Annotated in this window: 24 protein-coding genes and 1 other RNA gene; 18 read left to right on the top strand and 7 right to left on the bottom strand. The window is 60.4% G+C overall.

Annotation, left to right across the window (positions count from 1 at the left end):
• Positions 1–5: 5 nt before the first annotated feature.
• Entirely contained in the window at positions 6–986 is a 981-nt protein-coding gene (locus tag OP496_RS04720) for a KpsF/GutQ family sugar-phosphate isomerase (RefSeq protein ID WP_280562335.1), read from the bottom strand.
• Between the two features lie 180 nt (positions 987–1,166).
• Here OP496_RS04720 and OP496_RS04715 point away from each other — a divergent pair, with 180 nt between their 5' ends.
• The 9 genes from OP496_RS04715 to hisD all read left to right on the top strand — a co-directional run bounded on the left by OP496_RS04715 (position 1,167) and on the right by hisD (position 7,990).
• The gene (locus tag OP496_RS04715) at positions 1,167–1,982 is read left to right on the top strand and encodes an ATP-binding cassette domain-containing protein (RefSeq protein ID WP_280562334.1); all 816 of its coding nucleotides are present in this window, start codon (positions 1,167–1,169) and stop codon (positions 1,980–1,982) included.
• Complete coding sequence (gene mlaE, locus OP496_RS04710; protein ID WP_280562333.1) at positions 1,979–2,761, top strand: lipid asymmetry maintenance ABC transporter permease subunit MlaE; 783 nt, start codon at positions 1,979–1,981, stop codon at positions 2,759–2,761. The genes OP496_RS04715 and mlaE overlap by 4 nt, the downstream gene beginning before the upstream one ends.
• Positions 2,758–3,222 carry an outer membrane lipid asymmetry maintenance protein MlaD gene (gene mlaD / locus OP496_RS04705; protein WP_280562332.1) on the top strand — a complete coding sequence of 155 codons (465 nt, stop codon included), beginning with the start codon at positions 2,758–2,760 and terminating at the stop codon, positions 3,220–3,222. Before mlaE ends, mlaD begins: the two co-directional genes overlap by 4 nt.
• Before the next feature lie 15 nt (positions 3,223–3,237).
• A complete protein-coding gene (locus OP496_RS04700; protein WP_280562331.1) occupies positions 3,238–3,903 on the top strand; it encodes an ABC transporter substrate-binding protein in 666 nt (221 codons plus the stop codon).
• A complete protein-coding gene (locus OP496_RS04695; RefSeq protein WP_280562330.1) occupies positions 3,900–4,253 on the top strand; it encodes an STAS domain-containing protein in 354 nt (117 codons plus the stop codon). Before OP496_RS04700 ends, OP496_RS04695 begins: the two co-directional genes overlap by 4 nt.
• Positions 4,254–4,405: 152 nt before the next feature.
• Positions 4,406–4,660 carry a BolA family protein gene (locus OP496_RS04690; protein ID WP_280562329.1) on the top strand — a complete coding sequence of 85 codons (255 nt, stop codon included), beginning with the start codon at positions 4,406–4,408 and terminating at the stop codon, positions 4,658–4,660.
• Between the two features lie 12 nt (positions 4,661–4,672).
• Positions 4,673–5,935: a UDP-N-acetylglucosamine 1-carboxyvinyltransferase gene (murA, locus tag OP496_RS04685; RefSeq protein WP_280562328.1), complete on the top strand. Its 1,263-nt coding sequence runs from the start codon at positions 4,673–4,675 to the stop codon at positions 5,933–5,935.
• Between the two features lie 67 nt (positions 5,936–6,002).
• The gene (gene hisG, locus OP496_RS04680; protein WP_280562327.1) at positions 6,003–6,656 is read left to right on the top strand and encodes an ATP phosphoribosyltransferase; all 654 of its coding nucleotides are present in this window, start codon (positions 6,003–6,005) and stop codon (positions 6,654–6,656) included.
• 17 nt (positions 6,657–6,673) lie between these two features.
• Entirely contained in the window at positions 6,674–7,990 is a 1,317-nt protein-coding gene (hisD, locus tag OP496_RS04675; RefSeq protein ID WP_280562326.1) for a histidinol dehydrogenase, read from the top strand.
• A 72-nt stretch (positions 7,991–8,062) separates the two neighbouring features.
• Here the strand turns inward: hisD and OP496_RS04670 are convergent, their stop codons facing one another.
• Positions 8,063–9,280 carry a Do family serine endopeptidase gene (locus tag OP496_RS04670; protein ID WP_280562325.1) on the bottom strand — a complete coding sequence of 406 codons (1,218 nt, stop codon included), beginning with the start codon at positions 9,278–9,280 and terminating at the stop codon, positions 8,063–8,065.
• Positions 9,281–9,382: 102 nt separating this feature from the next.
• Here OP496_RS04670 and OP496_RS04665 point away from each other — a divergent pair, with 102 nt between their 5' ends.
• A complete protein-coding gene (locus OP496_RS04665) occupies positions 9,383–10,141 on the top strand; it encodes a Nif3-like dinuclear metal center hexameric protein (RefSeq protein WP_280562323.1) in 759 nt (252 codons plus the stop codon).
• A 106-nt stretch (positions 10,142–10,247) separates the two neighbouring features.
• Here OP496_RS04665 and OP496_RS04660 read toward each other — a convergent pair whose 3' ends face one another.
• Positions 10,248–10,712 (bottom strand): DUF1043 family protein, encoded by a 465-nt coding sequence (locus OP496_RS04660; protein WP_280562322.1) that lies wholly within the window; start codon positions 10,710–10,712, stop codon positions 10,248–10,250.
• Between the two features lie 204 nt (positions 10,713–10,916).
• Here OP496_RS04660 and zapE point away from each other — a divergent pair, with 204 nt between their 5' ends.
• The 5 genes from zapE (at position 10,917) to OP496_RS04635 (ending at position 14,472) form a co-directional block, all read left to right on the top strand.
• Entirely contained in the window at positions 10,917–12,080 is a 1,164-nt protein-coding gene (gene zapE, locus OP496_RS04655) for a cell division protein ZapE (protein ID WP_280562320.1), read from the top strand.
• Between the two features lie 171 nt (positions 12,081–12,251).
• Entirely contained in the window at positions 12,252–12,680 is a 429-nt protein-coding gene (gene rplM / locus OP496_RS04650; RefSeq protein ID WP_280562318.1) for a 50S ribosomal protein L13, read from the top strand.
• Between the two features lie 13 nt (positions 12,681–12,693).
• Positions 12,694–13,083, top strand: a complete 390-nt coding sequence (gene rpsI / locus OP496_RS04645; protein WP_280562317.1) for a 30S ribosomal protein S9 — start codon at positions 12,694–12,696, stop codon at positions 13,081–13,083.
• Positions 13,084–13,294: 211 nt separating this feature from the next.
• Entirely contained in the window at positions 13,295–13,921 is a 627-nt protein-coding gene (sspA, locus tag OP496_RS04640; protein ID WP_280562316.1) for a stringent starvation protein SspA, read from the top strand.
• Between the two features lie 65 nt (positions 13,922–13,986).
• Positions 13,987–14,472 (top strand): ClpXP protease specificity-enhancing factor, encoded by a 486-nt coding sequence (locus tag OP496_RS04635; RefSeq protein WP_280562315.1) that lies wholly within the window; start codon positions 13,987–13,989, stop codon positions 14,470–14,472.
• Positions 14,473–14,500: 28 nt separating this feature from the next.
• Here the strand turns inward: OP496_RS04635 and OP496_RS04630 are convergent, their stop codons facing one another.
• Genes OP496_RS04630 through OP496_RS04615 form a run of 4 tightly spaced genes read right to left on the bottom strand, consistent with a single transcriptional unit; the run spans position 14,501 to position 17,849 of the window.
• Positions 14,501–15,067, bottom strand: a complete 567-nt coding sequence (locus tag OP496_RS04630; RefSeq protein ID WP_280562313.1) for a BON domain-containing protein — start codon at positions 15,065–15,067, stop codon at positions 14,501–14,503.
• Positions 15,068–15,077: 10 nt separating this feature from the next.
• Positions 15,078–15,671: a phosphoheptose isomerase gene (locus OP496_RS04625; RefSeq protein WP_280562312.1), complete on the bottom strand. Its 594-nt coding sequence runs from the start codon at positions 15,669–15,671 to the stop codon at positions 15,078–15,080.
• Between the two features lie 20 nt (positions 15,672–15,691).
• The gene (locus OP496_RS04620; RefSeq protein WP_280562311.1) at positions 15,692–16,063 is read right to left on the bottom strand and encodes a YraN family protein; all 372 of its coding nucleotides are present in this window, start codon (positions 16,061–16,063) and stop codon (positions 15,692–15,694) included.
• Positions 16,044–17,849 carry a penicillin-binding protein activator gene (locus OP496_RS04615; RefSeq protein ID WP_280562310.1) on the bottom strand — a complete coding sequence of 602 codons (1,806 nt, stop codon included), beginning with the start codon at positions 17,847–17,849 and terminating at the stop codon, positions 16,044–16,046. The genes OP496_RS04620 and OP496_RS04615 overlap by 20 nt, the downstream gene beginning before the upstream one ends.
• 167 nt (positions 17,850–18,016) lie before the next feature.
• Between OP496_RS04615 and rsmI the strand changes: the two genes are divergently transcribed.
• The 3 genes from rsmI to rsmH all read left to right on the top strand — a co-directional run bounded on the left by rsmI (position 18,017) and on the right by rsmH (position 20,391).
• Positions 18,017–18,877 (top strand): 16S rRNA (cytidine(1402)-2'-O)-methyltransferase, encoded by an 861-nt coding sequence (gene rsmI / locus OP496_RS04610; RefSeq protein WP_280562309.1) that lies wholly within the window; start codon positions 18,017–18,019, stop codon positions 18,875–18,877.
• A gap of 66 nt (positions 18,878–18,943) precedes the next feature.
• An RNA gene (rnpB, locus tag OP496_RS04605) (RNase P RNA component class A) lies at positions 18,944–19,298 on the top strand.
• Positions 19,299–19,395: 97 nt separating this feature from the next.
• On the top strand, positions 19,396–20,391 hold the full coding sequence (gene rsmH, locus OP496_RS04600) for a 16S rRNA (cytosine(1402)-N(4))-methyltransferase RsmH (RefSeq protein ID WP_280562308.1): 996 nt from the start codon (positions 19,396–19,398) through the stop codon (positions 20,389–20,391).
• Position 20,392 lies beyond the last annotated feature (1 nt).

The following is a 20,392-nucleotide window of genomic DNA, read 5'->3' as shown; positions in this document are numbered from 1 at the left end:
GCTCCTCAAATGACGCCGCTGACCAATAAGTCGTGCATGTGCAGCGCGCCGATCGGTCGTCCGTCGTCGTCGACCACGGCAAGTGCCGTGATACGATTGTCTTCCATGACCTTGACGGCCTCGGCGGCGAGTAGATCCGGCCGGATTGTCTTGCCGCCATGGGTCATGACGTCATCGACGCGCAGACGGCGAAGGTCGTCGTGTTGGTCGAGCGTGCGCCGCAGGTCGCCATCAGTATAAATGCCGGCTAGATGCCCGGCGTTATCGACCACGCAGGTAAAGCCCAGGCCCTGGCGGGTAATTTCCAGCAGAGCGTCGCGTAGCGGGCTACCCAGTGCGACACGTGGCAGGCGCTCGCCATGATGCATGAGATCTTCGACCTTGAGCAGCAGGCGTCGTCCTAGGCTACCGCCGGGGTGTGACAGGGCGAAGTCTTCGGCGGTGAATCCGCGTGCCTCGAGCAGGGCCACCGCGAGGGCGTCGCCCATGGCCAGCGCAGCGGTCGTCGAGGTGGTCGGCGCGAGGTCGAGCGGGCAAGCCTCACGGGCAACGGCGGTATCCAGATGTGCTTCGGCGTGACGCGATAGGGTCGAGCCGGGACGCCCGGTCATGCTGACCAGTGGGGCGCCCATGCGTTTGAGAAGTGGCAATAGCGCCGTGATCTCGGCCGTCTCGCCCGAGTTGGAGAGGGCCAGGACGACGTCACGGGGTGTGATCATGCCCATGTCGCCGTGGCTGGCCTCGCCGGGGTGGACGAAGAAGGCGGGTGTGCCGGTGCTAGCCAGTGTCGCCGCGATCTTGCGGGCGACGTGCCCGGATTTGCCCATGCCGGTGACGACGACACGTCCTTCGCAGGCTAGAAGCAGGCGACAGGCGTGGTCGAAGGCCTCGTCAAGGCGTTCGATCAAAGCGGCGATGGCCTGCGATTCGAGTGTCAGCGTGCGTCGCGCGCTAGCGCGGTAATCTTGCTCGGTAACAGTGTTCATGGTGGTGATTGTTGCCCTTCGCGGCCTTGGGCTCAAGCCTCGCCGACTTCCGGGGAGCGACGAGCGAATTGAGGCGCTCATTAAACGCACTCGCCGAGATTGTTGCAAGGCGAGGCTGGAGGTGATCGCTAGAGTTAGGATACAATGTTCGATAATTATCGAGACGTGGATGAGCGTTACGTGACTGACACGACCCTGGTCGACGTCGAGGGATTGCATTTTTCGCGGGGCGAGAATGACATCTTTCGTGGCGTCGATCTGCGTATTCCCAAAGGCAAGATTACTGCGGTCATGGGCCCTAGCGGTACGGGCAAGACGACGTTGCTCAAGTTGATCGGTGGTCAGCTAGTGCCGGATGCGGGACGTGTGTGCATCGATGGAGAGGATGTGCATGGCTTGTCTCGCCGTGCGTTGTTTCGGATGCGGCGGCGCATGGGCATGCTGTTCCAGAGCGGCGCGCTGTTTTCGGACCTGAGCGTTTTCGAGAACGTGGCCTTCCCACTGCGCGTGCATACCGACCTGCCGGAGGCCATGGTACGCGATATCGTGCTGATGAAGCTTCAGGCGGTGGGCTTGCGCGGTGCGCACGACTTGCCGCCGGCGGAGCTGTCCGGCGGCATGGCTCGGCGCGTGGCGCTAGCGCGTGCGGTGGCGCTCGATCCCGAACTGGTGCTTTACGACGAGCCTTTCGTCGGCCAGGACCCGATTTCAATGGGCGTTCTGGTGCAACTGATCAAGACGGTCAATCAAGCGTTGGGGCTTACTGCGGTCATCGTCTCGCACGATATCAAGGAGACGCTTTCCATCGCCGATTACGTGTATATCATCGCCGACGGCCAGGTCATGGCCCATGGCACGCCGCAAACGCTGGATGTCAATCGCGATGCGCGCGTCAAGCAGTTCGTTCATGGCGAGCCCGATGGCCCAGTACCATTTCATTACCCGGCGCCCGATTTTTATCGCGATATCCTGGCCACCAAGGGGGAGCGTCCATGATTCGTCCTATCGCGTCGCTGGGTCGGGGGACGCTCGATGCGCTGAGTGCCTTGGGCCGGGCGGCGATGTTCCTGGCGCAATCGGTGTTGGGCATTCCTTCTCGAGAAGGATGGCACCTGTGGCTGCGTCAGATGCATTTCATCGGTGTCATGTCGTTGGCGATCGTGCTGGTATCGGGACTCTTCATTGGCATGGTGCTGGGTCTGCAGGGCTACACCATCCTGGTCGATTTTGGCGCCGAGGATGCGTTGGGGCAGATGGTGGCGCTGTCGCTGCTGCGTGAACTCGCGCCGGTGGTGGCGGCGTTACTGTTCGCGGGGCGCGCAGGGTCGGCGCTGACGGCCGAGATCGGGCTCATGAAAGCGACCGAACAGCTGACCAGCATGGAAATGATCGGGGTCGACCCGCTGCGGCGCATCGTGGCACCACGCCTCTGGGCAGGGTTTATCTCGATGCCGTTGCTGACCGTGGGCTTCAGCGTGGTCGGCATCTGGGGCGGCTATCTGGTCGGCGTGCAGTGGCTGGGCGTGTTCGATGGCTCCTACTGGAGCAATATGCAAAGCAGTGTCGCGTTCGTCGACGACATTCTCAACGGCATGCTCAAGAGCGTGGTGTTCGGTCTCGTCGTTACATGGATTGCGGTGTTTCAGGGATATGACCTGATCCCGACGTCGGAAGGCATCTCGCGGGCGACGACCCGCACGGTAGTCTATTCGTCCCTGGCGGTGCTCGGATTGGATTTCGTGCTGACCGCGCTGATGTTTGGAGAACTTGGATGAAGCGCAGCAAGATGATGGAGTTCGGCGTGGGGCTGTTCGTCCTGGCCGGGATTCTGGGCATGGTGTTTCTTGGCTTGCGAGTCAGTGGCATCAGCCTTGGCGTACCGCAGGATACATTCACGCTGCAGGCCAATTTCGCCAATATTGGCGGACTCAAGTCAGGCTCCAGGGTTGCCATGGCAGGCGTGACCATCGGGCGCGTCAGCGACGTCGAGCTCGATACCGAATGGCTCGATGCCCGCGTGACCATGGAGCTGGACGAGGATCTCGAGGGCAAGATCTCACGCGACAGTACGGCGTCGATTCTCACCTCGGGGTTATTGGGTGAGCAATATGTCGGCCTGAGCGTGGGGGGCGATCCTGAGATGCTCGAAGAAGGCGACACCATCCGCGATACACAGCAAGCGCTGGTACTGGAACAATTGATTCAGCAGTTCGTGTCGAACATGACAAGCGAATGAGCCAAGGAGGTTCCCATGACATCAAGGCAATTCACTCCCCGGCGCTCCAGTCTTTGCGCACTACTGCTGTCGGTCCTATGGTGCGTGGCATTGACGGCGCAGGCCCAGCAAGCCCCCCAGCAGTTGATCGAAGACAACGTGGCCGCGTTGATGCAAAAACTGGATGGGCGCAAGGATTATTACGCCTCGCATGAAGGCGAGCTCGAGTCGCTGGTCGATGACAGCCTCGATGATGTGGCCGATTTTCGCTATATCGGTGCCAGCGTCATGGGCCGATATTTCAGTAATGCCTCGCCGGAGCAGCGCTCGCGTTTTGTTAAAACGTTTCGCAAGACGCTGATCGAGACGTATGCCAAAGGGCTGGTGACATTCGATTACCGTGACATTCGGGTGCTCGATCATGATAGCGAGCGGCGCTACGAGGATCAGGCTAGCGTCGATATGGAAGTAGTCTCCACCAATGGTGATGTCTATCCCGTGGTGTATACGTTGCACCAGCGTGACGGCGAGTGGCGCGTGATCAATGTCATCGTCAACGGCATCAATCTTGGACTGACGTTTCGCAACCAATTCGATCAGGCCATGCGCGACAATAATCGCGATATCGATGCGGTCATCGATGGTTGGGCGCCGGACGTCGCTACCGATGAGCTCGAAAAAGGCGGTGACGACAACCAATGAATGTCTTGCTCGAGCGTGACGATGCCCGGCTCGAAGTAAGCGACGAGCGTATTCTGAGGGTCGACGGCGAGGCGGATTTCGACAGCGCCGCCTCGCTGGCGGCCAAGGGGCAGGAGTGGTTGCAAAGCTTGCCGCGCGATGCCGAGGTCGAGTTCGATCTGACCGGCGTGAGCTGTGCCAGCAGTGCCGTGCTCAGTGTCCTGCTCGAATGGCTGCGTTGCGCGCAGGCGCATGGCGTGCATATCGTTCATGTGGCCCTATCGCGGCCCTTGGCACGGTTGACGGCCATGGCGGGATTGGATCCCTTGCTTCCCAGTGACGAGACACGGGTGGCTTCGGAAACGTTATGACAACACGGAGCGTCGCCTCCCGGTATTCTGCGTGCAAGCGGGCGTCGCCAACGGCGCCCGTTTTCTTTATCATGCCTGTTTGAAATCCCGACTCAATTACCGCACTCGTGCGTGTCACGCGCGCCGTGCCGTAGAACAGGAGCCAACTCCTTATGCAACCCAGCGACGTCAAGGCCCTACTCGAATCGCGTATCGACGATTGCCAGTTTCATATTCAAGGTGAAGGCTGCAATTTCCAGGTGGTCGCCGTCGGTGACGTTTTTGAGGGGTTATTGCCGGTCAAGCGTCAGCAACTGATTTATTCGGCGTTGTCAGATGAGATCGCCAGTGGCGCCCTACATGCCATCAGTATCAAGACCTACACCCCGTCTCAGTGGGAGCAAGCCCCTGAAAACGCGGGCGTCTAAGCACGGAATTTCATGGACAAATTGATCATTACCGGTAACGGGCCGCTCGACGGGGAAGTATGGGCGAGTGGAGCCAAGAATTCCGCCTTGCCGATCCTGGCAGCGACCCTGTTGGCTGATGAGCCGGTGACTATCGGCAACCTGCCACATCTGCAGGATATCACCACCACGCTGGAGCTGCTGGGACGCATGGGCGTCGAGCCGGTGATGGGCGACAAGATGAGTATTCAGCTTGATGGTTCCCAGGTAACGCAGTGCCATGCGCCCTATGAACTGGTCAAGAAAATGCGTGCGTCGATTCTCGTGCTCGGCCCCTTGCTGGCGCACTTCGGCACGGCCGATGTGTCCTTGCCGGGCGGCTGCGCGATCGGGTCGCGCCCCGTCGATTTGCATCTGCGCGGTCTCGAGGCCATGGGTGCGGAGATCCATGTCGATGGCGGCTACGTGCAGGCGCGATGCGCCGGTCGCCTCGAGGGCGCCACGATCTTCTTCGACACCGTGACCGTGACCGGCACCGAAAACTTGCTGATGGCCGCCACCTTGGCCGAGGGGACGACGGTACTCGAGAACGCTGCGCGCGAGCCGGAAGTGGTAGATCTCGCCGAGTGCCTGATCGCCATGGGCGCTCGGATTCGTGGCCACGGCACGGATACGATCGTGGTCGAGGGCGTGCCGTATCTACATGGTTGTCATTACGATGTCATGCCGGATCGCATCGAAACGGGCACCTTCCTGGTGGCGGCCGCAGTGACCAGTGGTCGCGTCCGGGTACGTAACACTCGCGCCGATACGCTTGAGGCCGTGCTCGCCAAGCTCGATGAAGCCGGGGCCCACGTTGAGGTGGGTGACGGCTGGCTGGAGCTCGACATGCGTGGGCGGCGTCCACAGGCGGTCAATGTGCGCACTGCGCCTTACCCCGCGTTTCCCACCGACATGCAGGCCCAATTCGTCGCGCTCAATTGTGTCGCCGAAGGGTCGGGCACCGTCGTCGAGACGATCTTTGAAAACCGCTTCATGCATGTGCAGGAGCTCAACCGCATGGGCGCGCGGATTGCACTGGAAGGTAATGCCGCGGTGATCACAGGCGTCGAACATCTCTCCGGTGCGCCGGTGATGGCCACTGACTTGCGGGCGTCGGCGAGCCTGGTCATTGCGGCCATGATGGCGGAAGGCGAAACGCAGGTGGATCGCATCTATCATATCGACCGCGGTTACGAATGCATCGAGGAGAAGCTGCAATTGCTCGGTGCCAAGATTCGCCGCGTCCCCGGTTGATCGGCGGTTTCATTCTCGCGTTCCGCCATGGTGGCGGAACGCCAAGTTCAATAGATGTGCCAACATCATGTCAAAGCAACTGATTCTGGCCCTGTCCAAAGGGCGCATACTGGAAGAAACGCTCCCGCTGTTGGCTGATGCGGGCGTAGAGCCGGCGGAAGATTTCGGCAAGAGTCGCAAGTTGCTGTTCGATACCAATCTTCCCGATGTCAAATTGGTCGTGATTCGCGCCGTCGATGTGCCGACGTACGTGCAACTCGGTGCCGCCGATGTCGGTGTGGCGGGCAAGGATACCTTGCTCGAGCACGGGGCCGAAGGGCTGTATGAGCCTCTGGATCTGGAAATATCGCGCTGCAAGTTGATGACGGCCGGCGTGGTCGGAGCGGAACCGACTCATGCGCGGCGGCGGGTGGCCACCAAGTTCGTCAATGTGGCGCGTCGTTACTATGCCCGGCAGGGGGTTCAGGCCGAGGTGATCAAGCTCTACGGTGCCATGGAGTTGGCGCCTTTGATGAATCTGGCCGATGAAATCGTCGACATCGTCGATACCGGTAACACCTTGCGCGCCAATGGCATGGAGCCGCGTGAATTGATCGACGAGGTCAGTTCGCGACTGGTGGTCAACAAGGCCTCGATGACGATGAAACATGATCGGCTCAAGCCGCTGATCGAGCGTCTGGGGCGCGCGGTCGAATCGCGGCGCGGTGAGACGCAGGCGTAAGAACACGAGAGGGCGAGATGACTGACAATGTCATGAATGTGGCGCGTCTGAGCACCACACAAGACGATTTCGAGACACGTCTGACAGCGTTGCTGGCGTGGGAAGGTGTCTCCGACAAGCAGGTGGCCGAAAGCGTCGAGGAGATCATCGATGCCGTGCGTTCGCGCGGCGACGCCGCAGTGGTCGAGTACACCAATCGCCTGGATCGCATGCAGGCGCGTGACATGAGTGAATTGACGCTGGACGCGGCGCGGTTGCGCGAGGCCTATGAGGGCCTGCCGGAGGCACAGCGTGAGGCACTGGCGCACGCTGCCGAGCGCATTCGCCTCTACCATCAGCGTCAGAAGCCTGAGTCATGGCAGTATACCGAGGCCGATGGCAGTGTGCTGGGCCAGAAGGTCTCGCCGTTGGATCGCGCGGGTATCTATGTGCCGGGTGGTAAGGCCGCGTATCCGTCCTCGGTACTGATGAATGCCATTCCTGCACATGTTGCCGGGGTGCGCGAAATCGTCATGGTGGTGCCTACGCCAGACGGGGTGCTCAATGATCTCGTACTGGCGGCTGCGCATCTGGCCGGTGTCGATCATGTGTTCACCGTGGGAGGCGCCCAGGCCGTGGCGGCTTTAGCGTATGGTACTCAGAGCATCCCGCGTGTGGACAAGGTCGTCGGGCCGGGCAATACCTACGTGGCCACGGCCAAGCGCGCGGTGTTCGGCCAGGTGGGGATCGACATGATCGCCGGGCCTTCCGAGATTCTGGTCGTGACCGATGGTGAGACCGATCCCGAGTGGCTGGCCATGGATCTGTTCTCGCAGGCCGAGCACGACGAGGATGCTCAGGCGATTCTCGTGGGTTGGGACGCGGCCCACCTCGATGCGGTTCACGCCGCTATCGAACGTTTGCTGCCTACCATGGAACGTGAGGCGATAATCCACGAGTCACTGGCGTCACGCGGCGCCTTGATCCAGTGTCGTGATCGCGAAGAGGCGCTGACGATCATCAATCACATTGCGCCCGAGCACCTGGAGCTTTCGGTCGACGACCCTGAGTCAATGGCGGAAGGCGTACGTCACGCCGGAGCTATCTTCATGGGGCGTTACACGGCGGAAGCGTTGGGCGATTACTGTGCCGGGCCCAATCACGTGTTGCCGACCTCGGGCACCGCGCGTTTCTCCTCGCCCCTGGGCGTTTACGATTTCCAGAAACGCTCGTCGCTGATCCATTGCTCGCCGGAAGGTGCGGCCACTCTGGGGCGTACTGCCTCGGTGCTGGCGCGAGGGGAGTCGCTGACGGCGCATGCGCGTTCGGCGGAGAATCGTCTCGGCGATACCTGACGACGATTAGCGCCCTCCGATCAGTCTTCTCATGCCCTTACTGATGCGCCGGTGGGGGCATGCTGCTTTTGATTACTGCACTTCTGAGGCTTCGGGGCGTTCGCCGGCCGTCAGTGTAATCTCACGTTTTTTACCATCACGCACGATGGTAATGGGGAGCTGTGTGCCGGGAGAAATCTCGGCGATATCGGCCATGGCCTCGCGGGCATCGACGATAGGCTCGCCGTCGATGGACATGAGCACGTCACCCGGTTGCAGGTCAGCCTTGTCGCCTGGGCCGTCGGGTACGACGCTGGCGATGACCACGCCGGTCAGGGTCTTGAGGCCGAATGACGAGGCCAGGTCGGGTGTCATCGCCTGGACATCGATACCCAGCCAGCCACGGATGACGCGGCCATGAGCGACGATCTGATCGAGTACCTGGTGCGCCAGGTTGGCGGGTATGGCGAAGCCGATGCCTTGTGAGCCTCCAGAGCGTGAAAAGATCGCGGTATTGATTCCTACCAGTGCGCCCTCCGCATTGACCAGTGCCCCGCCGGAGTTGCCGGGGTTGATGGCAGCATCGGTCTGGATGAAGTCTTCGTAAGCGTTCAAACCGAGATGGTTACGCCCCGTGGCACTGATGATGCCCATGGTGACGGTTTGGCCGACGCCAAAGGGATTGCCGATGGCGAGGCTTACATCGCCTATGGCGACTTGCTCGGAGTCACTGAGCTGGATGACGGGAAGATCTTCGCTGGGAATCTTGAGCACCGCCAGGTCGCTCTCGGGGTCGGTGCCCACGACCTTGGCAAGTGTCTCACGGCCGTCGCGGAGGGCGACCTGAATCTCATCGGCATCGCGTATGACATGATTGTTGGTCAGTACGTACCCTTCGGCGCTGACGATGACGCCCGAGCCCAGGCTAGAGAGCATGCGCTGACGTTGCGGCATGTCCTTGCCGAAGAACTGCTGGAAAAAAGGATCGGACATCAACGGGTGCTCGCTACGCTCGACCATACGTGACGAATAGATATTGACGACGGCAGGGGCCGCCTTATTCACGGCACTGGCATAGCTCGCGGGGCCTTGAGACCTGTTCAGGGGGGCGGCCTCGACGACTTCCGGTGCGCGCTCGGCGGTGTCGGTACGTTCGGCGATGGCGCGCACGGCGCTGGTATCGGGTACTGGCGTGGCGGCATCGCCGGTACTGCGCTCGCCCATCAACTGGGGGAAAGCATTGAGCAGCACGATGGCGAGCAGGATGCCACTGATGATGGGCCAGACGAGCGACATCAGTGAGCGACGCATGTACGGTTCCTTGTCGTCGAGCGGGCAGTCGCTGCCCCGTGAGGCAGCCGTTACAATGGCGCCGAGTGTAACATTGCATCCTTAAACTGTCTGGAGCCGCCCATGAGTGCTCGACAAGAATTGATCGCCGCGATTGAGTCCGAATTGCAGTGCGGCGACTTCAAGGACTACACCCTCAATGGCCTGCAAGTGGAAGGGCGCGAGACGGTGACGCGCGTGATGAGCGGCGTCACCGCTAACCAGGCGCTGCTCGATGAAGCGGTGGCCTGGAAGGCAGATCTGGTGCTCGTCCATCACGGCTATTTCTGGAAGAATGAACCGGTGGCGGTCACGGGGATGAAGCGTCGCCGCCTGGCCACGTTGATGACGCATGATATCAATCTGTTGGCGTATCACCTGCCGTTGGATGCGCATGCGACGTTGGGCAATAACATGCAGCTCGCCAAGCGGCTCGACCTCACGTCGTCAGGCTGTCTCGACGGCGCGCTTGGGCGTGGCCTCTTGTGGCATGGAGGTATGTCAGCGTCGATGGATCATGCCGCATTCGCGGCGCATGTCGAGCGACAACTGGGGCGTGAGCCCTTGGTCATAGCGGGACACGCTCGACCGATCGAGCGTGTCGCGTGGTGCACAGGCGGAGCCCAGGATATGCTGCCGCTGGCGGCTGAGGCGGGTGTCGATGCCTTTATCTCGGGAGAAATTTCCGAACGCACCACGCACATGGCACGTGAAATGGGCGTGACCTATGTGGCGGCCGGTCATCATGCCACCGAGCGCGATGGCGTCAGGGCGCTGGGGGACTGGCTGGCGTCACGTTTCGACATCGCGCATCGTTTCGTTGATATCGACAATCCGGCCTGAGTGATTCCGAAACAGCAAGCGCCGGGCGTTTAAAATGGCTGGCGCTTAGGCGTTGTGATAAGCGTGAGGGGCGCCCAACGAGGACGCCGAGCGGGAGCGTTTGATCTCAGTAGCGCGGTGGCGGCGTCTCTTCTTCTGTGGCGCGCTGCCTGCGTGGCTCGAGGCCATAGTCTTCCGAGAGTGTGCCCTTAGTGCCCTCAGCGTAGTCGCGTGGCATCTGGGGCGGGGTGGCATCTTCTTCTTCTTCTGGCGTTTCACCCTCCTGGCGCGGGTGCAGGCGGCGCTTGAGCTGCAGGTCGTCGACGAGACGGTCGGCGCCTTGAGATAGCTGCTGCTCAAGCTCATGGCTCTGACGCTGAATGTTGTTGACCAGGTCAGTTGCCTTGGCGAAATGGTCGTTCAGTGCATCCTTTACTTGGCTGAGTTCCAATTCCGCCTCTGCTAGTCGTTGGCGAACTTTCTGGTTGCGCGCCACGTTGGCGTTCAGCAGATGGTAGCCGAGGGCACCGATGCCGATGCCTGCCAGAAAGCACGCGATGGCCAGTATCCAGTCGATGTTGCTCTCGTTCACAATGCTCTCCTTGATCGTCACGGGCATGCGGTTACGATGCGATGGCATACCAAGCATGGCTATTATATCGGTGTCTTGGCGCGACGGGTCAAACCCGAAAGGGTGGCACCACGCCGCGCGTGTCCATGCAAGTATCGTGATGATGCGTATAATGTCAGCTTTCATCATTCAGTCGAGGTGTGTTTCGCCCCCATGAGTGCCACCATGCCGCCGTCCGTGGACACACGTACGCCCCTGGAAAAATATCGCCATGACTTGCAGCGCGACGATTTCCAGTACGATCCCGATCAGGAAGAGGCCGTTAAATACTTGCAGCGGCTCTATGACGAGTTGGTAAATACGCCACGCCAATCGTCGAGCTTACCATCGGCAAGTGACGATGGCCTCACGTCCAAGGTCGCCAAGCTCTTCGGCAAGAAGTCTGCTCCTTCTCCTTTCGAGGCGCCGCCGGCGATTTTGGGGTTGTATTTCTGGGGAGGCGTAGGGCGAGGCAAGACGTACTTGGTGGATACGTTCTACGAGGCCTTGCCGTTCGCCGACAAGATGCGCACGCATTTTCACCGCTTCATGCAGCGTGTGCACAATGAGTTGACGCATTACAAGGGCGAAAAAAATCCGCTGACGCTGATTGCGTCCAAGTTTGCTTCTGAGGCCAGGGTGATCTGCCTTGATGAGTTCTTCGTCAAAGACATCACCGATGCGATGATTCTCGCCAATCTGCTTGAAGCGTTGTTTGCGCAGGGCGTGGTGTTGGTCACGACCTCCAATATCGTGCCCGATGATCTTTACAAGAATGGCCTGCAGCGTGCGCGTTTCATTCCTGCTATCGACTTGCTCAAGCGTCATTGCGAAGTGGTCAACGTCGATTCGGGAATCGATTACCGCTTGCGGGCACTGGAACAAGTGAAGATCTTCTATCATCCGTGGGGCGAGGCCGCCGACCGTGCGCTGGGCGAAAGCTTCTATGCCATTGCGGGTGCCGAAGGCGAGAGGGAAGCTGAGATCGATGTTAACCATCGTGTCCTGCAGCCTCATCGATTGCATGAAGATGTCGTATGGTTCGAGTTCGAGACGCTATGCGATGGCCCGCGGAGTCAGAACGACTACATCGAGTTGTCCCGCGAGTTTCATACGATTCTCGTCTCCAACGTGCCTCAGATGAGCGGGGCGACGGAAGACCTGGCGCGGCGATTCATCAACCTGGTCGACGAGTTCTATGATCGCGGAGTCAAGCTGCTGCTTTCCGCCGAGGTTGCCATTGAGTCGCTTTACACTCATGGTCAGCTAGAGTTCGAGTTCGAGCGGACACTGTCTCGCTTGCAGGAAATGCAGTCCCAAGAGTATCTGGCATTGCCGCACAAGCCATGAGGGTTGCCGTGAAGCGCGACATCGTGCTTTATGGCCGAAGAAACGTCGTGTACAATGCGCGCTCGCTCTAACGTTGTCCGTCTTTCGAGGCGCGGCAACCAAGAAAAATAGGGATTGGCTGATCACGCCCTTACACGCGTGACGCCCACACAAGCAATTGGTGATTCACCCATGAAGACGTTCAGTGCTAAGCCACAGTCCGTCACACGCGACTGGTATGTCGTCGATGCGACTGACAAGACGCTCGGCCGCCTGGCCACCGAAATCGCTCGCCGTTTGCGCGGCAAGCACAAGCCGGAATACACGCCGCACGTCGACACTGGCGATTACATCGTCGTCGTCAATGCTGAGAAGGTGCGCGTCACTGGCAACAAGGCGCAAGCCAAGAATTATTATCGTCATACCGGATATCCGGGCGGTCTGCGCTCCATGTCCTTCGAGCAATTGATCGATCATGCGCCTGAGCGTGTTATCGAAAATGCTGTCAAGGGCATGCTGCCGAAGGGGCCATTGGGCCGTGCCATGTACTCCAAGCTCAAGGTGTATGCTGGTGCCGAGCATCCGCATGCCGCGCAGCAGCCGCTTGAACTGAACCTCTAAGGGATTCTTCGCCATGACACAGCAGTATTACGGTACCGGGCGCCGCAAGACGTCCACAGCTCGGGTGTTTTTGAAGCCGGGCACCGGCAAAATCGCCGTCAACAATCGTGACTTGCACGACTATTTCGGTCGTGTCACCGGTGAGATGGTCGTCCGTCAGCCGCTCGAGTTGACTGAAACCACTGATCAGTTCGACGTCTATGTCACCGTGAGCGGTGGCGGCGGCTCTGCGCAGGCGGGCGCGATTCGTCACGGTATTACGCGTGCCTTGCTCGCCTACAACGAAGACTTCCGTCATCCGCTGCGTGATGCGGGCTACGTGACGCGTGACGCCCGTCAGGTCGAGCGTAAGAAGATCGGTCTGCGCAAGGCGCGTCGTCGTCCGCAGTTCTCCAAGCGTTAAGACGCAGCGCTTCGCACCCATCGGGGCGCGCTACGCAAAGGCCCGGACCTGTCGTCCGGGCCTTTTTGCGTGACGCACGCGATAGGGGCGGCTTGTATGGGTGCATGACCTTATCTATCCTCCCACATGCTCAATGAGTGGCGGCGGGTGGCATTCGTGCCCCCTATTAACGTGTTATCATCTGGGTCCGAACTGAAGCGAGGAATGTTTCATGGGTGTAGTGGCCAAGCGGTCGTCGATGACCTTCTATTCTGGTAACGATGATCATTATAGCCATCGCGTTCGTATCGTGTTGGCGGAAAAGGGGGTGGCCGTCGATGTCATCGAGGTCAACGATGACAATAGCCCTGAAGAGCTTGCCGATCTCAACCCGTACAACAGCGTGCCTACCCTGTTGGATCGTGATCTGGTGCTTTACGAGTCCAAGGTCATGATGGAATACCTGGACGAGCGTTTTCCGCATCCGCCGCTGTTGCCGGTCTATCCCGTGGCGCGTGCGCAGACCCGTTTGTGGATGCATCGCATCGAACGCGAGTGGTGCCCGCTGGTCGAAACGATTCAGCAGGGCAGCAAGAAAGATGCCGAGAAGGCGCGCAAGGAGTTGCGCGAAAGCATCACGGGCATTTCACCGATCTTCGAAGACATGCCGTTTTTCATGAGCGATGAGTTTTCGCTGGCAGATTGCTGCATCGCACCGATTCTCTGGCGGCTACCGTCGCTGGGCGTCGAGCTGCCGGAAAAGCAAGTCCAGCCGCTAGTGAACTACATGGAGCGCCTCTTCAGCCGTGATGCCTTCAAGGCTTCCCTGCTGGAGGCAGAGAAGGAAATGCGCACTTAGCGTTGCCATGCATGAGTGTGCAGCGCTGATGAACCGTCGCCGCGAACCGAAAGAGGAAGTTGTCTATGCTTTCCAGTCGCCCTTACTTGGCCCGCGCACTCTATGAGTGGTTGCTGGACAACGGACATACACCGTATATCGTTGTCGACGCCGAGCGTGAAGGTGTGAACGTACCCCGTCAGTCTGTGCAAAACGGACAGATCGTCCTCAATATTGCACCTTCCGCGGTACGTGATTTATATATCGAGAATGCCGCCGTAACCTTCGGGGCGCGCTTTTCCGGCCAGCCAATGGATGTCATCGTGCCCATGGAAGCATTGATCGCGCTTTACGCGCGTGAGAATGGGGTCGGTATGGTCTTTGGCCATGAGCCGGTCATGCCGGAAGCCGAAGCGAGCGAGGGTGACGACACGCAGCCGGAGGACGATGGCGAGCGTCCTGCGCTGGAAGGCGTCGAGTCGCCTGACGATGAAGAAGCTAGTGAAGCTGAGAGTGAAAGTGACGACGCCCCGCGTACCAAGGGGCGCCCATCACTGCGTGTCGTGAAGTGAAAGCAGGGTCTTCGACCCTGCTCGGTGCTCAATCAAGATATTCGAAGACTTTGACGATCCGCTGAATACCACCCACTTGTGAAGCGATATTGGTCACGATGTCTGCTTCCTGGTGGGTCACCATGCCCATAAGATAGACCGTGCTGTTTTCGGTGATTACCCGAATGCGGCTGCCGTCGATGCGCTCGTCAGTCGCGAGGCTCGCTTTGATCCGTCCGGTGATCCAGGTGTCCGTCATACGCTGGCCGATGGGGGAATTGGCGGCGACTTCCAGTTCGTTGTGAACGCGACGCACCTGCCGTGCTTGTTCGGCTACGTTGCCGGCTTTCTGCTTGAGCTCGTCGCTTGCCACCTGGCCGGTGAGTAGCACCATGCCGTTGTAGCTGTCGATGTTGATATGTGCGTCGCGAAAGCGCGCGTCGGTGCTGGCAAGGCTGTCGGAAATTTTGTCCTGGATGCTGTCGTCTTCCACCTTCATGCCGGGGGTGCGCTTGCCATAGTTTTCACCGCCCTGGTTGTCGGTGGAAGGTGAGGCGCAGCCTGCCAGCGCTAGCGTGATGCCAAGGAGGAGCGGGAGGATAACCTGTCGTGTCATGACGAATTCCTTATTCGGTGCTGCCAAACAGTTGTTGATCGATGAGATCGCATAGGCAATGTATCGCGAGTAAATGCACTTCCTGAATGCGCGCCGTGGAGGTCGAAGGGACGCGGATTTCGCAGTCGTCCTGGCCAAGCAGCGATGCCATGTCGCCGCCATCGCGTCCTGTCAATGCCACGATATGCATGTCGCGATCATGTGCGGCCTGAATGGCCTGTACTACGTTGGCCGAGTTACCGCTCGTGGAGATTGCCAGCAATACGTCGCCAGGCTGCCCCAGGGCGCGTATCTGCTTGGAGAAAATCTCGTTATAGCTGTAGTCATTGGCGATCGAGGTGAGTGTCGAGGTGTCGGTGGTGAGCGCCATTGCCGGCAGGCTGGGACGCTCGCGCTCGAAGCGATTGAGCAGCTCGGAAGAGAAGTGCTGACTGTCGCCGGCGCTACCGCCATTGCCACAGGCAAGAATCTTGCCTTCGCTGACGAGGCATTGAACCATCATCTGGCTGGCAACTTCGATGAAGGCCGGTAGCACCTCACTGGCATAGGTCTTGGCATCGATGCTGGCGTTGAAGTGGCCGAGTATACGTGATTGGAAATCCATGGATAGAGGCCTTGCTTGGGTCAAAAGGCGTCGAATGCCGAACGAATCCAGTCGAACGACACGTTGGGTGGCGTGCCGGTGACGCCTACGACGTCGAAACGACACATACATGATAGCCCGTTGCGATGGAGATAAAAACGTGCTGCGCTGATCAGGCGACGCTGCTTGGCGGCGGTCACGGTCTCGAGAGGGTGACCATGGCTGGTGTGGGCGCGGTGCCTCACTTCGATGAATACCAGGATCTCGCCGTCGCGCATGACGAGATCGATTTCGCCGCGTCTGGCGTGCTGGTTGGTATCCACCAGCTGCAAGCCATGTGTAGTCAGCCAGTCGGCGGCGTGACGCTCCATATCGAGGCCGCGCCGCCGTGGGTCATGGGTCGAGCGTGACATTGTCGATATCCAGGTCGGACCCGCCGGTCAGTAGCGGCGCGGGTACGCCGGATTGGAACTTGGCCCAGGGCAAGGTGCGCTGGATTCGTCCGTCGTCCCGTGGTTGAAGTGTCCCGGTGGCACCGAAGACTTCCAGCGAGTGCAGTGCCTGCATCTGTGGTAGACGGCGTGCTAGTTCGTAGGCGTCGACGCCCATGGCATTGAGCTTGAGCAAGCTGGGGTCATCCTGGGCGCCGAGCTTGCGATAAGTGGAGTAAAACGGCAACGCTTCTTCGCCGCCGGCCGCAGCATCCGGTATCAACCAGGGAATATCCATGAACATCACGTCGTTGAGGTCATGGTCGGCGCGCGGTTGGGGGCGGCCGCTGTAGACCTGAGACGTCGCGTAGACGGGGAGGTCGCCCGCGTAGTAATAGTCCAGCGTGGGTGGCACTTGGCGCGCATAGCTAGGCAATGCCACGAGAAAGAGCATGTCGATATCCTCGTTGCCACTGCGCTTTCCGTCGGCATTCAGCAGACGCTTCGTCGCCTCGCTGACGGAGCCCTTGGGGTCATAATGCACGACGGCATCGAGCTTGCCTTCCCGGTCTTCCCAGTGAGTGCGGAAGGCCTTGAAGACGCGTTTGCCCCATGCGTTGTCGGGGATCAGTGCGGCCGCGTCGTGATGGCCATCCATGCGTGCACGCTTGGCCACCTGACGCGCCTCATCCTCGGCCGATAGCCCGTATTGGAACAGCTCGTCTGCTTGATTGCGGTCGTGTTCGCCATAGTTGAGAGCCAGCGTCGGGAGGGCGACGTTGTCGCGTTGCTCGAGTTGCGAGACCAGGTCCTTGTCGAGCGGTCCGAGCACGACTTGTGCACCGTCCATGGTGGCTTGTGCGTAAAGGGCCTCGAGATTTCCTGCGCTGCTGTCGTAGTACGTCAGTTGTGGTGTCTGTTCGCCCTGGTTGAGGGCGTCCATATGGCGAGCCTCGATGCCTTTCTTGATCGCTTTGGCCACATTGGACAGCGGGCCGGACTCGGGAAGGAAGATGGCAATGTGCTTGACGTCGTTGCCGCGCAGATCCTTCAGCGCGGATAGGTCGCTCGGCAGACGGCGTGCAGCGGGATGGTTGGAGTACTCCGAGCGCCAATCGTCCAGTGCGTCGGTGAGACGGGATACGTCGCCGCCGCTTTGGCGATATAACCGTGCGAGCTCGACCCAGCCTTGGGTGAGCGTGTCGCCTTGATCCTCCATGCGGTCGAGTGTGGCCTCGCTCAAGCGCGACAGTGGCGTCCAGATGTCATCGTTGAGTTCGAAAGGCGCCTCGTCGCGTTGCAGCTCGATCAGAGACTCTGCTGCGGCACGCGACTCGCCCACTAGCGTCAGGGCTAGGCCGCGACGATGGCGTAATGTCTGCTGTGCATCGCGTGGTATGTCGTCGATATCGCCGAGTATCTGAGCGGCCGCCAGCGCGCTCCGGCCATCTTCCTTGCGCAGGCTGAGGTCGGAGATCAGAAGGGCGCGGTCGATGCGATCTTCGCGCGTTAGCTGCGACGCATCGAGGTCTCGGGCGATGTTCAGCGCCTGCTCGTCGTCGCCTTGCCGTGATAGCATGTGAGCCGCTTGGAGCCTGCTCTGTGCTGCCTGCGTAGCGGATTGGCCTTGGGCCTTGTCCAGCAGCTCACTGGGGCTGAGGCCCTGCGAGGCAGATCGTGTATCGCTGGGCCCCGGGCCGCTGGCGCACCCGGCGAGTAGTAGAGCGATCAAGGCGAGCCTGAACAGGCTGCGCAACGATTTGGGCATGGTGTCATTCCTTTATGGCGGTGTGACTCGGACGGTTCCCTGTTCCGGATTATGTCTGACGCATGCTGAGCCTGGCGCCAACCGCTTGAGCCACTGGCGCGTGGCGCTCTGGCGACATGACACGACGCAAGTTATCCAATAGAGCGTCGCAACCGGGATATTAACGAATGAGCGAAGGATGTGAAGGGTCATTGTACGTGGTCGCCACGCCGATTGGGAATCTCGAGGATCTGAGCCCTCGCGCGGCCCGTCTGCTCGGTGAGGTGTCCTGGGTGGCTGCGGAGGATACGCGGCACAGCGCACGCTTGTTGCGTCATCTGGGAATCGACAAGCCGCTGGTGTCGCTGCATGAGCACAATGAGGCATCGCGGGTGGCGGCGCTGCGCGATGCACTGGCCTCCGGTCAGGATGTTGCATTGATCAGCGATGCGGGCACGCCGCTGATCTCCGATCCTGGTTTCGTGGTGGTGCGAGAGCTGCGTGCTAGTGGCCATCGGGTCATCCCGGTGCCCGGTGCCTGTGCGCTGATTGCAGCGTTGTCGGCGGCCGGTCTGGCGACGGATCGCTTTCTATTCGAAGGGTTTCTACCCGCCAAGGGAGGTGCGCGACGTCAGCGCCTGACGGCAGCGCTGGAGCGCGAAGAAACCTTGGTCTATTACGAGTCGCCGCATCGCATTCAGGCAACTCTTCAGGATATCGCGGCGCTATTCGGTTCGCGGCGAGTGGTTCTGGCGCGTGAGTTGACCAAGACGTTCGAAACCTTTCTCGATGCCGATGCCGAGACATTGCTGGCGCGCATGAGCGAAGACCCCGATCAGGCACGCGGTGAGTTCGTGATCATGATGGCGGGCGCCGAGCCGCGGGATGATGAAACGCACTTCCTTGCCGAGGGTGAGGCATGGCTCGCAGCGATGCTTGCCGAAGGTGTTGGGGTCAAGGCGGCGGCGACGGTTGTGTCCAGCCGGCTTGGGGGGCGCAAGAAATATTGGTATCAATGCGCTCAAGCCCTCAAGGACGGCGATGCGTGATAATGTGTCCTTGCGGAGTTTAGGCGCTTGAGGGGCCTGCGAGGTGCTGTTATCCTTGCGCGCTTGGGAGTCGGCCGGACGGTCGCCGCCGCGTATTGCGCGGGGGAGGAAAGTCCGGGCTCCACAGGGCAGGGTGCCAGGTAACTCCTGGGCGGCGTGAGTCGACGGAAAGTGCAGCAGAGAGTAGACCGCCTAAGCGGGCTTTTGGCCCGCCGGTAAGGGTGAAAGGGTGCGGTAAGAGCGCACCGCGCGCCTGGTAACAGTGCGTGGCAAGGTAAACCCCGCCCGGAGCAAGACCAAATAGGAACCCAAAGGCGTGGCCCGCGCTGGGTTCGGGTAGGTTGCTTGAGGGTCGTGGTGACGCGGCCCCTAGAGGAATGGCTGTCCTCGACAGAACCCGGCTTATAGGCTGGCTCCCATTCGAATTTCAGATCTCCGGGTCTGTGCGCGTCATGCCGCGACGTCTGCCGTCGGGCGGCCCGATACAGCGGCGGCAGGCCCCAACGCCCGAGTGATTCATGCAGCATCGTGACAATCCTGAGAAGGCCCCGCTTTCTGATACGCCGAGTGCTTCCGATGATCGGGCGGCTGATTACCGACACGCGAGTGTGTTGCTCGACGGCGCGGTTGACGCACTGATTACCGATCCCGATGGCAGTTATCTGGATGGGACCTTCGGTCGCGGTGGGCATTCCCGCGCGATCCTCGAGCGGCTATCTCCACAAGGACGCCTGCTGGCCATCGATCGCGATCCGGCGGCACTGGCTGAAGGCGCCACGCTAGATGACCCGCGTTTCTCTCTTCAATATGGACGCTTCGCCGAGCTGGACACCATCGCTCACGATCATGCGTTGCATGGTCGTCTAAGGGGCGTGTTGCTGGATGTCGGCGTTTCATCGCCACAGCTTGACGATTCTACGCGTGGTTTCAGTTTCTTGCGCGATGGCCCGCTCGACATGCGTATGGACCCCACGCAAGGAGAAAGTGCCGCCGATTGGCTGGCCCGCGTCCCCGAGCGCGACATGAGCGATGTCTTCAAGCGTTATGGCGAGGAACGTTTCGCGCGCCGTATTGCCAAAGCGATCATCGCGCGCCGCGCCGAGCGACCGATCACGCATACCGAAGACCTGGCGGAACTCGTCAAGGCTGCGCATCCCGCTTGGGAGAAAGGCAAGCACCCCGCGACCCGCGTCTTCCAGGCGATTCGCATTCATATCAATGCCGAACTCGAACAGCTCGAGGCCGCGCTCTCCGCGGCACTCGAGGCGCTGGCGCCGGGGGGGCGTTTAGTGGTCATCAGCTTCCATTCCCTGGAGGATCGGCTGGTCAAGCGCTTCATTCGTGACCAGGCGCGTGGCGATACACACTTGCCGCGCGACTTTCCGGTGCGAGATACGCAGTTGAACCGCCGCCTGTCCATGGTCGGCAAGGCGAGCCGTCCTGGTGAGCGCGAGGTGGCTCTCAATCCCCGCGCGCGCAGTGCCGTGATGCGTGTGGCTCGGAAACTCGACTGAG

The organism is Chromohalobacter sp. 48-RD10 (assembly GCF_029889785.1).
Lineage (GTDB): Bacteria > Pseudomonadota > Gammaproteobacteria > Pseudomonadales > Halomonadaceae > Chromohalobacter.
This window is presented reverse-complemented; position numbering and strand designations above follow the sequence as displayed.